The 15,653-nt window shown below is 71.0% G+C and carries 12 protein-coding genes; 3 read left to right on the plus strand and 9 right to left on the minus strand.

What is annotated here, in order from left to right:
* Positions 1-15: 15 nt before the first annotated feature.
* From ABC271_RS05145 to ABC271_RS05160, 4 genes are read right to left on the minus strand one after another with little or no spacing between them, the layout of a single operon-like run.
* Positions 16-1,665: a PTS mannitol transporter subunit IIBC gene (locus tag ABC271_RS05145; RefSeq protein WP_412923821.1), complete on the minus strand. Its 1,650-nt coding sequence runs from the start codon at positions 1,663-1,665 to the stop codon at positions 16-18.
* 57 nt (positions 1,666-1,722) lie between these two features.
* A complete protein-coding gene (gene ptsP, locus ABC271_RS05150; protein ID WP_412923822.1) occupies positions 1,723-3,405 on the minus strand; it encodes a phosphoenolpyruvate--protein phosphotransferase in 1,683 nt (560 codons plus the stop codon).
* 16 nt (positions 3,406-3,421) lie between these two features.
* Entirely contained in the window at positions 3,422-3,697 is a 276-nt protein-coding gene (locus ABC271_RS05155) for an HPr family phosphocarrier protein (protein ID WP_412923823.1), read from the minus strand.
* Positions 3,698-3,720: 23 nt separating this feature from the next.
* On the minus strand, positions 3,721-4,047 hold the full coding sequence (locus ABC271_RS05160) for a PTS sugar transporter subunit IIB (protein ID WP_412923824.1): 327 nt from the start codon (positions 4,045-4,047) through the stop codon (positions 3,721-3,723).
* 166 nt (positions 4,048-4,213) lie between these two features.
* On the opposite strand from ABC271_RS05160, the gene ABC271_RS05165 reads away from it, so the two are divergent.
* Positions 4,214-6,142, plus strand: a complete 1,929-nt coding sequence (locus ABC271_RS05165; RefSeq protein WP_412923825.1) for a BglG family transcription antiterminator — start codon at positions 4,214-4,216, stop codon at positions 6,140-6,142.
* A gap of 171 nt (positions 6,143-6,313) precedes the next feature.
* Here ABC271_RS05165 and ABC271_RS05170 read toward each other — a convergent pair whose 3' ends face one another.
* The 3 genes from ABC271_RS05170 to ABC271_RS05180 form a co-directional block, all read right to left on the minus strand.
* Complete coding sequence (locus ABC271_RS05170) at positions 6,314-7,267, minus strand: hypothetical protein (RefSeq protein WP_412923826.1); 954 nt, start codon at positions 7,265-7,267, stop codon at positions 6,314-6,316.
* A 190-nt stretch (positions 7,268-7,457) separates the two neighbouring features.
* Positions 7,458-9,116, minus strand: coding sequence for a phospho-sugar mutase (locus ABC271_RS05175; RefSeq protein WP_412923827.1), 1,659 nt, complete (start codon positions 9,114-9,116; stop codon positions 7,458-7,460).
* On the minus strand, positions 9,113-9,946 hold the full coding sequence (locus tag ABC271_RS05180; RefSeq protein WP_412923828.1) for a purine-nucleoside phosphorylase: 834 nt from the start codon (positions 9,944-9,946) through the stop codon (positions 9,113-9,115). The genes ABC271_RS05175 and ABC271_RS05180 overlap by 4 nt, the downstream gene beginning before the upstream one ends.
* 67 nt (positions 9,947-10,013) lie before the next feature.
* Here ABC271_RS05180 and ABC271_RS05185 point away from each other — a divergent pair, with 67 nt between their 5' ends.
* A complete protein-coding gene (locus ABC271_RS05185) occupies positions 10,014-11,474 on the plus strand; it encodes an NAD(P)H-quinone dehydrogenase (RefSeq protein WP_412923829.1) in 1,461 nt (486 codons plus the stop codon).
* Between the two features lie 322 nt (positions 11,475-11,796).
* Here the strand turns inward: ABC271_RS05185 and ABC271_RS05190 are convergent, their stop codons facing one another.
* Positions 11,797-13,563 carry an ATP-binding protein gene (locus ABC271_RS05190; protein WP_412923830.1) on the minus strand — a complete coding sequence of 589 codons (1,767 nt, stop codon included), beginning with the start codon at positions 13,561-13,563 and terminating at the stop codon, positions 11,797-11,799.
* 77 nt (positions 13,564-13,640) lie between these two features.
* Positions 13,641-14,288, minus strand: a complete 648-nt coding sequence (locus ABC271_RS05195; protein WP_412923831.1) for a Maf family protein — start codon at positions 14,286-14,288, stop codon at positions 13,641-13,643.
* Between the two features lie 57 nt (positions 14,289-14,345).
* On the opposite strand from ABC271_RS05195, the gene ABC271_RS05200 reads away from it, so the two are divergent.
* Positions 14,346-15,593 (plus strand): class I SAM-dependent RNA methyltransferase, encoded by a 1,248-nt coding sequence (locus tag ABC271_RS05200; RefSeq protein WP_412923832.1) that lies wholly within the window; start codon positions 14,346-14,348, stop codon positions 15,591-15,593.
* Positions 15,594-15,653: the final 60 nt, after the last annotated feature.

The raw sequence follows: 15,653 nt of genomic DNA on the forward strand, positions 1-15,653 counted from the left end.
CCCTCCGTGTGGGTGTTACTTCGTTTCGTGCTGGGCGCGGACCATCTCCACGACCTCGTCGTACTTCGGCGAGTTCATGAAGTTGTCCACCGAGACGTGGATCGCCTCAGGGTTCTGCGCCTTGGCGCGGTCGGTGAGCTGGTTCTGCGTGATGACCAGGTCGGCGGTGCCGTCGAGGTTGGCGATCGCCGCATTCGTGACGGTGACCCCTTCGATGCCGGCCTTCTTGATCTTGTTGCGCAGAACGCTCGCACCCATCGCCGAGGAGCCCATGCCGGCGTCGCACGCGAACACGATCGCGTTCACCTGCTTGGTGGCGACCGAACCCTCGAGGCCGCCCAGGGCGCCCTCGACATCGCGGTCGGCCGACGCGGTCACGTCGCTCGAGCTGCGGTTGCGGAGCGCACCGAGAGCCGAGGACTCCTTGCCCTTGTTCGCCTCGGTCTGGTCGATCGCGGCGGCGAAGGTGTCGCCCTCGGCCGCGAGGTCGCGCTTGCGCGACGCACGCAGGATGACACCGGCGACGAGGAACGTCACGACGGCGGCGACGATCACCGAGAGGTACACCACGAGCAGGTTGCCCGGCCCCGCACCGATCGCGGCGGCGGTCACGGCGATGATGCTTCCGGGGGCGGCCGGGAAGACCAGTCCACCGCCGAAGATCATGTTGGTCGTGACACCGGCGGCGCCACCGGCGATGAGCGCGAGGATCGTCATGGGCTTCGCGAGGGCGTACGGGAAGTAGATCTCGTGGATGCCACCGAAGAACTGGATGATGATCGCGCCCGGTGCCGAGGCCTTTGCCGCGCCGACACCGAAGAAGGTGAAGGCGAGGAGCAGACCGAGGCCGGGGCCGGGGTTGGCCTCGATGAGGAACAGGATCGACTTGCCCGACTCAGCGGCCTGTTCGATGCCCAGCGGGGTGAAGACGCCGTGGTTGATGGCGTTGTTGAGGAACAGGACCTTCGCCGGCTCGACGATGATCGACAGCAGCGGGAGCAGGTTGAACTGCACGAGCCACCCGACGATGCCGCCGAGGACCGCGCTGATACCGAGGAACACGGGACCGAAGGCGAAGAAGCCGACGATCGCGAGGATCATGCCGAGGATGCCGGCGGAGAAGTTGTTCACCAGCATCTCGAAGCCGGGGCGGATCTTGCCGTCCCAGATGCGGTCCATCTGCTTGGTGATCCAGGCCGCGAGCGGTCCCATGATCATCGCGCCGAGGAACATCGGGATGTTCGTGCCGACGATGACACCCATGACGGCGATCGTGGCGACCACGCCACCGCGCGCACCGTAGACGATGCGTCCACCGGTGTTGGCGATGAGCAGGGGCAGCAGGTAGGTGATCATGACGCTCACCAGACCGACGTAGCCCTGGTAGGTGCCGTCGGTGCCCTCGGTGAGCGCTGTCATCGCGCCCGGCCAACCGATGGCGGCCGCGTCGCCGCCGCCGCCGATGATCTCGGCGACGGGGGCCCAGTGCCAGCCGAACGGGCTGTTCGCACCGAAGAACCCGGCGGGGATGAAGAGCATGGTGATGAAGCCCCACGCGATGAAGGCCGCGATGTTGGGCATGATCATGCCGGAGAGGAACGTGCCGAATCGCTGGACCGCGACCCGTGCACCTCCCGGCTTCTTGGCTGTAGACGCCGTCGTCATTGCTGTGTCTCCTTGTTGTGGGATGCGACCGGGGTCGCGGGGATGGGGACCCGCGGCTCAGGCCGCGGTGGATGCGGAGGCTGCGTGGGCGGCCTCCCGGGCGGAGGCCGCGTCATCGGCGGCCAGGGCTGCCTCGGCGATGCGGCGTGCGTCGTCGAGAGTGTGGGTGAGCAGGGAAGCGCGCACGTCGGCGAGGGCGGTGGGTGCCATCGACAACGTGGTGGCGCCGAGCCCGACGAGGACGACCGCGAGCAGCGGGTCGGCCGCGGCCTCGCCGCAGATCCCGACGGGCTTGTTGTTCGCCCGGCCGGCGGCGCCGACCTCGCGGATCAGGCGGAGCACGGCCGGATGCCACGGGTCCTGGAACGACGCGACCGACCCGAGCAGCCGGTCGGCGGCCAGGGTGTACTGCGTCAGGTCGTTCGTCCCGATCGAGGCGAAGTCGGCGATCTGCAGGATGCGATCGGCCAGCAGTGCCGAGGAGGGAACCTCGACCATGACACCCGTGGTCTTCAGACCGTAGTCCTTCGCCAGAGCGGTGAAGTAGCGCGTCTCCTCGACGGTCGAGACCATCGGTGCCATGACCCACAGGTCGGCCGGGCCCGCTTCGGACTTGCGGGTCTCGGCATCCGCCTCGGCAAGGGCCGTGAGCTGCTCGCGCAGGATGTCCTCGCTGGCGCGGAGGGCGCGCAGGCCTCGGAGGCCGAGGGCCGGGTTCTCCTCGTGCGCGTCGTTGAGGAACGGCAGCGGCTTGTCAGCGCCGGCGTCGAGCACGCGCACGACGACCTTCTTGCCGGGGAAGGCGCTGAGCAGCTCGATGTACGCGGCACGCTGTTCTTCGACGGTGGGGGCCGAGCTGGAGCTGAGGAACAGGAACTCCGTGCGGAAGAGGCCCACGCCCTCCGCCCCGAGCGCGACCGCCTCGGCGGCGCCGCCGGGCTTGCCGAGGTTCGCCAGCAGCGGCACCTTGGTGCCGTCGGCGAGAGCGCCGTCGGTGATGGGCGCGGCGGCGGCGGATGCGCGGGCCTCGGCGCGGTTCGCGGCGCGCGCGAGATCCTCGTCGCTCGGATCGACCGTGACGACGCCGGCGGCGGCATCCACGATCACCGTCTGACCGTCGACCAGGTCTTTCGCGCCGGAGGCGCCGACGATGGCGACGATGGACTTCTCCCGCGCGAGGATCGCGGTGTGCGAAGTGGGGCCGCCCTCGGTCGTCACGAGCGCCAGGACCTTGTCGAGGTCGAGCAGCGCGGTGTCGGCGGGGGCGAGGTCCTTCGCCACCAGCACGAAGGGGTGGCCCGGGTCGGGCACGCCGGGAGCCGCGACGCCGCTGAGGCGCGCGATGACGCGCTGGGCGACGTCGTCGAGGTCGGCCGCGCGCTCGCCGAGGTAGCCGCCCAGGGCGACCAGCTGCTCGCGGAACGAGGCGAAGGCGTCGTGGACGGCGAACTCGCCGGTCTTGCCGGCCGCCAGGCGGGAGTCGACCTCGGCTTCGAGGGTCGGGTCCTCGGCGATCATGGCCTGCGCCTCGAGGACTTCGCGTGCCGCGCCGCCGGCCTGGGCGCCGCGCGCCTCCAGCTCGCGCGCGACCGCACCGACGGCCTCGCGCACCCGCGCCGTCTCCTCGTCCACCGAGCGCTCGCTGGGGGTGTCCTTCGGTGCGGGCAGGGGTTCAGCCATGCGCGCGATGGGTCCCTGGGCGACGCCCAGTCCGATTCCGACTCCGCGAAGTTCCGTCATAGTCCTGTGTGTTCCTTTACTCGGCGTCGTGGTCGGTGGTCAGCAGTTCGGCGAGGCGCTCCAGCGTCGCCTCGGCGCTGTCGCCGTCTGCGGTGAGCGTGACGTAATCGCCCTGCTCGAGGCCGAGGGCGATGATCCCCAGGATGCTCGCGGCGTTCACCGGGGCTCCGGCATCCTTCACCAGCGTCACCGGGATGCCGGACTCCTTCGCCGCCTGGGCGAAGAGCTTCGCGGGGCGGGCGTGGAGGCCGTGCGACGAGCCGATCCGGACCGTCCGGGTGATGTGGGGCATGCGTGTTCCTTTCCGGCGGCGGGTCAGACGGTGTCCGCGGATTCCCGCGCGCCCATCGCCTCTTCGACGAGAGCGAGCGTGCGGGTACCGGTCAGGTCGGAGAAGACGTCCTCGGGGAGCAGCGCGACACGCACCCCTCGTGTCGCGGCATCCTGTTGGATCCGTTCGAGCTCGGGACCGAGGTGCGGGCCGACGAGAACGATGTCGGTGGCGAGCAGGTCGATCGGGTACGACTGCACGGTCCCCGCCGAAGCGGAGTAGGGGAGGCCGCGATCGTAGGCTGCGCGTTGAACGCGCTGTGCGACGAATGTGCTCGACGCACCCGCGCCACACACCACGAGGATCTTCATCGACCCGCCTCCTTTCCCTCGATTCTGTGCGTCGCGGTTCACAGGAGACAACCAGGTTCGTTTCCCACCCCCCGGAACGCGGATGCCGCGGTCCCGCGCCGCGAAGGGAACCGCGTGGTTGGATGGAGGGAGCGCTGCCATTCGGGGACGGCGCGGAGGACGGATCGTGACGACGAAAGCTCGCCAAGACCGCCTGCTGGCCCTGTTGTTGCGGGACGCGGAGTGGTCCACGGCCGCGTCGCTGGCGGATGCGCTGGGCGTGACGCCGCGCAGCGTGCGCTCGTACGTCACCGCGGTCAACGCCCGTGTGGCCGGAGGATCGGCGATCGAATCCGGCCCGCTCGGATACCGCGCCGGGGCGGATGCGGCCGTCGCGCTGCGCGCCGGTTCGCCCGCCGACAGCGGCACACCGCGCGACCGTCTCCACACGCTCGTGCGGCGCCTGCTCGATTCCGCGGAGGGCATCGACGTCTACGAGACCGCCGACTCGCTTCACGTCAGCACGGCGACCCTCGAAGCCGATCTCGCGCGCGTGCGCGGCCTGCTGGGCGGCACCGAACTGACCCTCGAGCGCTCGGCATCCACGGCCCGCTTGCGCGGAACGGAGGTCGCCCAGCGGCGGCTCCTGTCCAAGCTCGCACACGACGAGATGGATGCCGGGATGTTCGACCTCGACGCCCTGCGGCGAACGCTCGGCGAGAGGTCCGTCGGGGCGCGGGCGTTCGGACCGTTCAAGGCCGAGCTCGTCACCGAGCTCGGTGCGCTCGGCTACTTCGTGAACGAGATCGGCATCGGCGACGTCGTCATGCACATCGCGATCGCCGCGGACCGCGTGACGCGTGATCGGGGCCTCGGGGCTGCGGCGGGGGAGCGCTCGGATGCCGTGGACGCGGTCGCGGACCTGCTCGACCGCCTCACCCTCAAACACATCGGTGTCCAGCTCGGCGCGGGGGACCTCCGACACCTCGCCACCCTCGTGCTCACCCGCATCGTGGCACCGGGTGCTCCCGCGGCCGACGACGTCCGCTCGCGCCTGGACCCCACGGTCGAGGAAGCCGTGCGCGCGGTCGTCGAGGCAGCGGCATCCCAGTTCCTCGTCGACATCGCGCACGACGACTTCGTTCTGCGCCTGGCGCTGCACGTGCAGAACCTCCTGCACCGATCGCGGGAGCAGGCGTGGTCGCGCAACCCCCTGACCCGGTCGCTGAAGTCGACGTACCCGATGATCTTCGAGGTCGCCGTGTACATCGCCAAGGGCCTGCAGGATGCGCTCGGCATCCCGATCCTGGATGACGAGATCGCCTACATCGCGATGCACGTCGGTGGGCGGCTCGAACGCAGCCGCCGCTCCGACCAGCTGCTCACCGCCACGATCGTGTGCCCCGGGTACTACGAACTCCACGAGCTGCTGCGCTCCAGCGTCGACCGTTCGCTCGGTCAGGCCATCGAGGTGGTCGGTGTCGAAACCCGGATCGATCCGACCTGGGATTCCATCGACACCGACCTCGTGCTGACCACCATCGACCCGCCGCGTCCGAGCGAGCGGTTCGTCCGCATCCAGCCGTTCCTCACCGACGCCGACATCGAACGCGTTCAGGCCGCGGCTTCGAGGGTGCGTCGAGGGCGCCGCCTCGCGCGGCTCCGAGCCGAGCTGGAGCGGTACTTCTCGCCAGACGCCTTCGTGCGGGGCCTGGATGCCGCCGAGGGCGAGGCCGGTGTCATCCGTCGGCTCGGTGGCCTCCTGGTCGCCGAAGGGGTGATCGACGACGACTACGTGGCACGGGCCGTCGAGCGCGAGGCGATCTCGTCGACGGCGTTCACCGATGCGCTCGCCGTGCCGCACGCGATGGGGATGACCGCGACCCAGACCCGCATCGCGATCGGCATCGCCGACCCGTCGGTCGTCTGGGGCGAGGGGCGCGTGCAGGTCGTGGCGCTCGTGGCGTTCTCGGAGGCCGACCGCGAGGCGTTCCAGACGGTGTTCGAGCAGTTCGTCGAGGTGTTCAGCGAGCGCGACAGCGTCCAGCGCATCGTCCGCCGCGCGACGGATTTCCCCGCGTTCCTCGACGAGCTGGTCGCGGTGATCGACGGCTGACGCTCCCCGCTGCCGGGGGATTCGGCGGTCCCTGTCTTGGGGCGGAATTCGTGCGCCGGGGCGGTCATTGTGCGCCCCGCTGCACGGATCGCGCCCCGGCGAGAGCGGGCCGGGCCTGTGGGATGGCGTCGCACGCCCCGCTGCACGGATCGCGGCCCGAGGACTCTCTGGTCAGGGCGGTGTGATGCCGAAGGCGGCCAGACGGCGCCCCAGCGTGGCCGCATCCCCCACGTGTTCCCACCCCCATCGAGCGAAGCGACGTTGAGTCGTGCCGCGGATCCAGTCCTCTCGGCGCTTCTCGTCATCGATGACGCGGTGCGGCGTCCGTCCCGCCGCGGAGGCGAGTCCACGGTACTTCGCCCTTCCGTCGAACTCACCCCAGGCGTTGACGTCGTCCAGGCCGAAGTCGACCCAGAACGTGCTGCCCCGTGGACCGGCGACCGGTACCTGGAGGGACGGCGGCGCGAAGCCGAGGTCGAGGAGCCGCAACCGGCTCAGACTCTCGCCCGGGAGCTGCGCCCGCCCGTCGGCGAGGAGCAGAGCCCGCTCTGCGGCGCGGCGACCGCGGGTGGAGAGCCGGGCCCACCTCAACGCCTCTTCGCGGAAGCGCGCCGCCTCTTCGACGTCGTAGGCGCCGGGCGGACGGAACGCTCGCTGCCGGAGTGCGGCGTCGGCGATACTCACCGCGACGTCGCGTGCTTCGGTCCGGGCGACATCCGCCACCGTTCGGGCCAGAGGTGTGCAGCGGATCCCGTCCAGCTCGACGTCGCGCCCGTGGCCGGCGACGTTTCGATGCCGGACGACCCCGACGGCACCGCTCGGGCGGGAATCGGGGGTCAGGACATGCAGCAATCCGTCGTCTCGTAGACAGGGCAGCCCGTGCATGGCAGCGGCCGTGAGGCCGCAGAACGTCGGACGCGTTGCGCTCACGAGGTCGAGCGCTCGCGCCCGGACGATGATCTTCTCCTCCCGGGTCAGCCCGTCGACATCGGCACCGCGGGCGTACACTCCGGGTCGGATCGCCCGCAGGTACCCGGTCTCGACCTCACGGCGGATACGGCGAGAGTGCCACCCGTGCTCGTCGAGGTGGGAGCGCCGGATGAGAGGCACGGTACCCGCTGTCATGCCTCCACTGTGGCGCTGTTCCGGGCTGCGCGAAGCGCCGATCCGGCGTTCTGTGGGCAGAAGTGTGTCCGCCGCGGCGGGGGAGGAACCACGCCACGATGCGGAGCGGGGCGCGATCCGTGTATTGGGGCGAAGGATGACCCCCCCACTACACGAAACGCGCCCCAAACCCGAGCAGCCCCGGGCCTCCTCAGCGCAGTGACGCGAGCAGATCCTCCGCACCGGCGCGTAGCGCGTCGAGGCGACGGCGGGCCTTCTTCGCCGTAGACCCGCGCACGTCGAGATACAGCTTCAGCTTCGGCTCGGTGCCGCTGGGACGCACGATGAGGCGCGAGCCGTCCTCGAGCCAGATGCGCAGCACGTCACCCGGGGGCAGCCCGTCGACGCCCTGCAGCAGGTCGTCGACCTTCGACACCGCGACCTCGCCGACCGCGGCGGGCGGCTGGGCGCGGAGGGATGCCATGATCCCGCCGATCTCGCTCAGGTCGGTGACGCGCACCGAGATCTGATCGCTCGCGAACGCGCCGAAGGTGTCGCGGAACTCCAGCAGCAGATCGGCGACCGTGCGGCCCTCGGCGCGAGCTGCGGTCGCGAGCCCGAGGAACGCCACGGCGGCCGAGATGCCGTCCTTGTCGCGCACGGTGTCGGGGTTGACGAGGTAGCCCAGGGCCTCCTCGAAGCCGTAGATGAGACCCGGGGCGCGCGAGATCCACTTGAAGCCCGTCAGGGTCGCGTGGAAATCGAGGCCGTAGTGCTCGGCCACGACCTGGAGCCCGGGCGACGACACCAGCGAGCAGGCGAGCGAGCCACCGGATGCCGAGCGGGCGGCGCGCCACCCCAGCAGCAGGCCGATCTCATTGCCGGTCAGGCGACGCCAGCCGCCCTCGGCCTCGGCGTCGGGGAGGGCGACGGCGAGGCGGTCGGCATCCGGGTCGTTGGCGATGACGAGTTCGGCGTCGACGGACCGGGCCGTCTCGAACGCCAGGTCCATGGCCCCGGGCTCTTCGGGGTTGGGGAAGGCCACGGTCGGGAAACGTCCGTCGGGCTCGATCTGCGCCTCGACGACCACGGGCGCGGGGTAGCCGGCCGCGGCGAGGACGCTCGACACGGTCTCCCACCCGACGCCGTGCATGGCGGTGTAGACCCACCGCAGGCCCTCGGCGCCGGCCGGCGCGGGTGCCACGGCGGCCGTCGCGGCGACGTACGCCTCGACGAGCGACTCCGGCGCGTTCTCGTAGCCGACCGAGCGGGGGAGGATCGTGACGTCGCCGGCATCGGCCACGCGCTGGATGTGCGCGGCGATCTCGGCGTCGGCGGGTGAGACGATCTGCGCGCCGTCGTCGGCGCCGCCGAGGTAGACCTTGTAGCCGTTGTCGTCGGGCGGGTTGTGGCTCGCGGTGACCATGACGCCGGCGTCGGCCCCGAGGTGCCGCACCGCGAACGCGAGCACCGGCGTGGGCAGCATGCGCGGCAGCAGGATCGCCCGGAGCCCCGCGCCGGCGAAGATCTCGACCGAGTCCCGCGCGAAGACGTCGGAGTTGCGGCGTCCGTCGTACCCGACCACGACCGTGGGCGTCCCCTCGGGCTGCTTCTCCCGCAGGTAGGCGGCGAAGCCCGCCGCGGCCTGTGCGACGAGCACGCGGTTCATGCGGTTCGACCCGGCGCCGAGCGTGCCGCGGAGCCCCGCGGTACCGAAGGCGAGACGCGTCGCGAAGCGATCCTGAAGGTCGGCGGCCGCCTCGGCATCCCCTTCGTCCACCCGGGAGAGCAGCGAGGTCAGCTCCTCGCGGGTCGTGGCATCCGGATCCTGGGCGAGCCACGCGCGGGCCGCCGCGACGAACTCGCTCACAGCGCGCCGATCACACGGGCCAGGAGCGCAGAGATCACGGGCTCGGCCTCGCGCCCGGCCTCCAAGACCTCCGCGTGGCTGAGGGGCGTCTTCTGGATGCCGGCGGCCAGGTTCGTGATGAGCGAGAAGCCGAGGATCTCCATACCCGCCTGCCGCGCCGCGATCGCCTCGAGCGCGGTGGACATGCCCACGATGTGCCCGCCGATGGTCTTGGCCATCTGCACTTCGGCAGGCGTCTCGTAGTGCGGGCCGCGGAACTGCGTGTAGACGCCCTCGTCGAGGGTGGGGTCGATCGTCCGCGCGAGGTCGCGCAGCCGCTTCGAGTACAGGTCGGTCAGGTCGATGAAGGTTGCGCCCTCCAGGGGCGAGTCGGCGGTGAGGTTGATGTGGTCGCTGATGAGGACCGGCTGACCGGGCTTCCAGGTCTCGCGGATGCCACCGGCGCCGTTGGTGAGGATCATCGTCGTCGCACCGGTGGCCGCGGCGGTGCGGACGCTGTGGACGACCCGGCGCACGCCGTGGCCCTCGTAATAGTGGGTGCGGGCGCCGATGACGAGGACGTTCTTGCCGCCGGGGGTGCGGACGCTGCGGAGCGTGCCGACGTGCCCCTCGAGGGCGGGCTTGCTGAAGCCGATGACCTCGGTCGCGGGGAACGCCGCGGTCTCCTCGCCGATGAGCTCTGCGGCGCGACCCCAACCGCTGCCGAGGGTGACCGCGATGTCATGACGCTCGACGCCGGAGAGGCGTGCGATGTCGGCGGCCGCCGCCGCGGCGATCTCGAACGGGTCGGCCGCCGGGTCGTCGAGCGGGTGAAGTGTGCTGTGTGCCATGGACCCACTCTAGAAAGCCGCGGCAGCAGAGGCCAGGCGAACGGGGCGCGCGTCGCACTAGGCAAGAATGGATGTCATGGTGCAGAGCTTCGAGCGCAAGCAGTCCGTCGCGATCGTCGGCGGTGGCCCCGGTGGCTACGAAGCGGCACTGTCGGCCGCGCAGTTGGGTGCCGACGTGACCCTCGTCGAACGCGCCGGCGTAGGCGGTTCCGCGGTCATCACCGACGTGGTGCCCTCCAAGACGCTCATCGCGACCGCCGATGCCGCCGTCGCCATCCGCAACGCCAGCGAGCTCGGCGTGCAGCTGTTCGCCAAGGACGACCGGGGCAAGCCGATGACGCCCGAGGTCGCGATCAACCTCGCCGCCGTGAACCAGCGTCTGCTCTCGCTCGCTCGGCAGCAGTCCGACGACATGCGTTCGTCGCTGCTCGAAGCCGGAGTGCGGATCATCTCCGGTCACGGACGTCTCGACGGCTCCGGCGCCGTGGTCGTCTCGACCGAAGCCGGCGGCACGGATTTCGACCGCATCGAGGCCGAGACCCTCGTCGTCTCCGTCGGCGCCTCGCCGCGCGAGTTGCCGTCGGCCCGGCCCGACGGGGAGCGCATCCTCACCTGGACGCAGCTCTACGGCATGAAGTCGGTGCCGCAGCACCTCATCGTGGTGGGCTCGGGTGTCACGGGCGCGGAGTTCGCGTCGGCGTACATGAACCTCGGCGCCAAGGTGACTCTGGTCTCCAGCCGCGACCAGGTGCTTCCCGGCGAAGATCAGGATGCCGCCGCCGTGCTCGAGCGCGTCTTCCAGCGCGGTGGCATGACGCTGCTGGCGAAGGCCCGCGCGGACTCGGTCGTGAACACCGGCAAGGGTGTGACGGTGACCCTCGCCGACGGCCGCACGATCGAGGGCAGCCACTGCCTCATGGCGGTCGGCTCGATCCCCAACACCGCGGGCATCGGCCTGGAGCAGGCGGGCGTCCAGATGACGCCGTCGGGACACATCCGCGTCAACCGCGTCGCCCGCACCTCGGTGCCGAACATCTACGCCGCGGGCGACTGCACGAACTTCTTCCCCCTGGCCTCGGTGGCATCCATGCAGGGCCGTCAGGCCGTGTTCCACGCGCTGGGCGACGTGGTGATCCCGCTCGAGACGCGTCGTATCACCGCGAACATCTTCACCGCGCCCGAGATCGCCACGGTCGGCTTCAGTGAGCAGGACGTCGTCGACGGCAAGATCGCCGGTGTCGTGAAGAAGCTGCCGCTCTCGGCCAACCCCCGCGCCAAGATGCAGGGCATCACCGACGGCTTCGTCAAGATCATCGCGCGGCAGGGGAGCGGCACCGTCATGGGTGGCGTCATCGTCGCCCCGCGGGCGTCCGAGCTCATCTACCCGATCGCGATCGCGGTCGAACGTCGCCTCACCGTCGACCAGGTCGCCCGCGTCTTCGCTGTGTACCCGTCACTCACGTCGAGCATCACCGACGCCGCTCGCGCGATGCACATCGTCGATCGCGACGACCCCGGCGAGGACTGATCGATTCCGGATGCCGGGTCTCCCGGCATCCGTCCCCGCCCGGGCCGGTCCCGGCCCAGCGGAGCGACGCGCGCGAGGACGCTGCACTGCGGCGAGGTCGACGTGGCGAGGCCGCGGTGCGAGGCGTGTGCGGTGATAAACGCGCGCTGCACGGACAAACGCCCTCGGCGCGCGTGTCTCGGTGCAGGGGGCGTTTATCAGGCCCGGGCCGGCCCGCCTCAGCCCGCCCCCGCTCCGCCCCGCGCTCCCGGCCCGCCTCAGCCCGCATGAACGACGGCGCCGCACCCCCGGAGGGACGCGGCGCCGTCGATGAAGGGATGCCTCAGCTGATGAGCAGCAGCTGGTGGCCCGCCGACACCGTGGCACCGGGGCTGGCGTCGATACCGCCGATCGTGCCGTCCTTGTGGGCCTGGATGGGCTGCTCCATCTTCATGGCCTCGAGCACGACGACGAGGTCGCCCTTGACGACCTGTTGACCCTCCTCGACCGCCACCTTGACGACGGTGGCCTGCATCGGCGACTTCACCGCGTCGCCGGTGGCCCCGGCGGTGGGCGCCGCGGAGTGCGACCGGCGCGAGGGCGGAGCGGCCGCGGGGCGCCCGGTCTTCGCGGCGGGAGCGGAGATGCGGTCGGGGAGGCTGACTTCCAGACGCTTGCCGCCGACCTCGACGACGACCGTGTGACGGCCGGGAGCCTCGCCGGGGGCCTCGAGCTCGCCGTCCCACGCCGGGATGTCGTTGACGAACTCGGTCTCGATCCAGCGGGTGTACACGCCGAACCGCCCGTCCTCGGCGGTGAAGGCGGGGTCGCGCACGACTTTGCGGTGGAAGGGGAGGACGGTCGGAAGACCGGCCACCTCGAACTCGTCCAGCGCTCGGCGCGCGCGTTCGAGGGCTTCGACGCGGTCGCGGCCGGTGACGATGATCTTGGCCAGCAGCGAGTCGAAGGCGCCCGAGACGCTGTCGCCGGCGGTCACGCCCGAGTCGAGTCGCAGACCCGGCCCGCCGAAAGTCTTGAAGACGTGGATCGGGCCGGGCTGGGGAAGGAAGTTCCGGCCCGGGTCCTCGCCGTTGATGCGGAACTCGATGGAGTGGCCGACGGGGGCGGGGTCGTCGTATCCGAGCTCCTCGCCCTCCGCGATGCGGAACTGCTCGCGCACCAGGTCGAGTCCCGTGACCTCCTCGGAGACCGGGTGCTCGACCTGCAGGCGCGTGTTCACTTCGAGGAACGAGATCGTGCCGTCGGCCCCGATGAGGAACTCGCACGTCCCGGCGCCGACGTAGCCGACCTCGCGGAGGATGGCCTTGGATGCCGAGTAGAGGACGGAGATCTGCTCCTCGGTGAGGAACGGTGCCGGGGCTTCCTCGACGAGCTTCTGGTGCCGGCGCTGCAGCGAGCAGTCGCGCGTGGAGACGACGACGACGTTGCCCGCGGCATCCGCCAGGCACTGGGTCTCGACGTGCCGGGGCTTGTCGAGGTACTTCTCGACGAAGCACTCGCCGCGGCCGAAGGCGGCTACGGCCTCGCGCGTGGCGGATTCGAACATCTCGGCGACCTCGTCGAGTTCGCGCGCGACCTTCAAGCCGCGACCGCCGCCGCCGTACGCGGCTTTGATCGCGATGGGCAGACCGACCTGTTCCGCGAACGCGATGACCTCGTCGGCCCCGGCCACGGGGCCCGGGGTCCCGGGTGCGAGCGGTGCGCCGACCTTCTCGGCGACGTGACGCGCGGTGACCTTGTCACCGAGGGCCTCGATGGCCGCCGGCGACGGACCGATCCAGATCAGACCCGCATCGATGACGGCGCGCGCGAAGTCGGCGTTCTCCGCGAGGAAGCCGTACCCGGGGTGAACGGCGTCGGCGCCGGAGCGGCGGGCGATGGAGAGGATCTTCTCGATGGAGAGGTAGGTGTCGGCGCTGGTGGCGCCGTCGAGCGCGTAGGCCTCGTCGGCGAGGCGGGCGTGCATCGCGTCTCGGTCCTGGTCGGCGTAGACGGCGACGGAGGCCTTGCCCGAATCGCGTGCGGCGCGGATGACACGGACGGCGATCTCGCCGCGGTTGGCGACGAGAACCTTGGCGATCTTCGGCATCCTCCCAGCCTAGCGACGGGCCGCCCGGGTCTTTTGACCCACCTCCACAAGAAACGCCGAAAAACGTGTGGGAATGTCTACGAACGGTTCCAGAGGGCGGTCCACGAGCCGCCGAGCTCGCGAACGAGCCCGCGGATGGTGGACAGTGACATGCCCACGACGGTCGACGGGTCGCCCTCCACACGCTCGATGAAGGCACCGCCGAGACTGTCGACGGTGAACGCCCCCGCCACGTGCAGGGGTTCGCCGCTGGCGACGTACGCCGCGATCTCGTGGTCGTCGATGTCCGCCGCGAAGCTGACCGAGGCCTCCGCGACGGCGAACGCCTCCTTCGGCTCAGCACCGGGGACGAGTCGGAAGACGCTGTGCCCGGAGTGCAGCACACCCGTGCGCCCGCGCATGTCGCGCCAGCGGGCGGTCGCCGCTTCCTGCGTGTAGGGCTTGCCGAGGATCTCGTCGCCGAGCGCGAACATCGAGTCGCCGCCGATGACGAACCCGTCGAACGACGGGTCGTCGGCGCGCAGCCGCATTGCGACGTCGGCGGCCTTGCGTCGCGCGAGCAGCAGCACGTGCTCGGGGGCGGGGAGGGTACGGGCCTCGGCGGCCTCGACCGCGGCGATCACCGCTTCCTCGTCGACGTGCGGGGCGAGAGCCTCGGGTTCGATTCCGGCCTGCCGCAGCAGCATGAGACGAGCGGGGGAGGTGGATGCCAGGCACACGCGCATGCGCCCACGCTACCGACGACGGGACCCCGGGGTGTCGCCGTGTGACAGGCTCAGGGGATGCAGAACGGCGACCTCATCGATCTCGACATCACCGGAGTCGCCCACGGTGGCATCTTCGTCGGGCGCTACGACGGCCGCGTCGTCTTCGTTCCGGACACTCTGCCGGGCGAGCGGGTGCGCGTGCGGCTGACCGACACTCGGAAGAAGGCCTTCTGGCGCGCGGAGGCCCTCGAGGTGCTCGAGCCCGCCCCGGAGCGGCGGCCGCACGTGTGGGCCTCGGCGGCGATCGATCGATCCCCCGAAGAACGCGTGGGCGGGGCGGAATTCGGCCACATCGAGCTCGGCCACCAGCGCGCCCTCAAGGAGCGGGTCCTCCGAGAGTCGCTCGAGCGGGTCGGACGGCTCGAACTGCCCGTCGCGGTGAGCCCCGCCGGCGCCGACGAGACGAGCGACGGCACGGGATGGCGGACCCGCGTGAGCCTGCACGTCGACGAGCACGGAAGAGTCGGTGCCTTCGCTCCGCGAACGCACCGGATCGTGGAGACCCCTGACCTGCCCCTCGCCACGGCCGCGCTCGCCCGGGTCGCCGCCGATCTTCGCGGCGCTGCGCCCGGCCGCATCGACCTCGTTCAGCCCGCCGACGGGCGTGTCCGTGTGATTCCGCGGCCCGACGGCGCGCGCACCGCCCCGGCGGGAGAGGTCGTGGAGGAGCGCGTCGGCGACCGTGTCTTCCGTGTCGATGCGGGTGGGTTCTGGCAGGTGCACCGGCTTGCGGCCGATGCCCTGACCGAGGTGGTTGCCGATCGCATCCGCGCCTCCGCCGGAGATCTCGACCCGGATGCCACTCACCTCGACCTCTACGGAGGGGTGGGACTGTTCGCGGCCACATTGGCTGGGCTCGGCGGTCCCTCGACTCGCGTCGTGAGCGTGGAGAGCGACGCACGAGCGACCGAACACGCGGGGGAGAACCTCGCCGAGTGGATCGGAGCCCGGGCGGAGACGGCGCGGGTCGACCGATACGTCGGACGGCTGCGGGCCGAGGCTTCCGAACGCGAGCGGGAACGCCTGTCTCGCGGTGTCGTCGTGCTCGACCCTCCGCGAGCGGGCGCGGGTCGCGAGGTCGTCGACGGGATCGCCGCCCTGGGCCCGCGTGCGGTGGTCTACGTCGCCTGCGATCCGGTCGCGCTGGCGCGCGACCTCGCGACCTTCGCCGCACACGGGTATCGCGCCGATGGCGGGGTCCGCGGGCTCGATCTCTTCCCGAACTCTCATCACGTCGAAGCCGTGGTCGCGTTGAGGAGATGACCCGCCGATCGGCGGGTGTGCACTCCCGGCCGGGAGGGGGTCGCGCGGATACGATATGGG

Origin of the sequence: Microbacterium canaveralium (assembly GCF_047238045.1) — a bacterium.
Classification (GTDB): domain Bacteria; phylum Actinomycetota; class Actinomycetes; order Actinomycetales; family Microbacteriaceae; genus Microbacterium.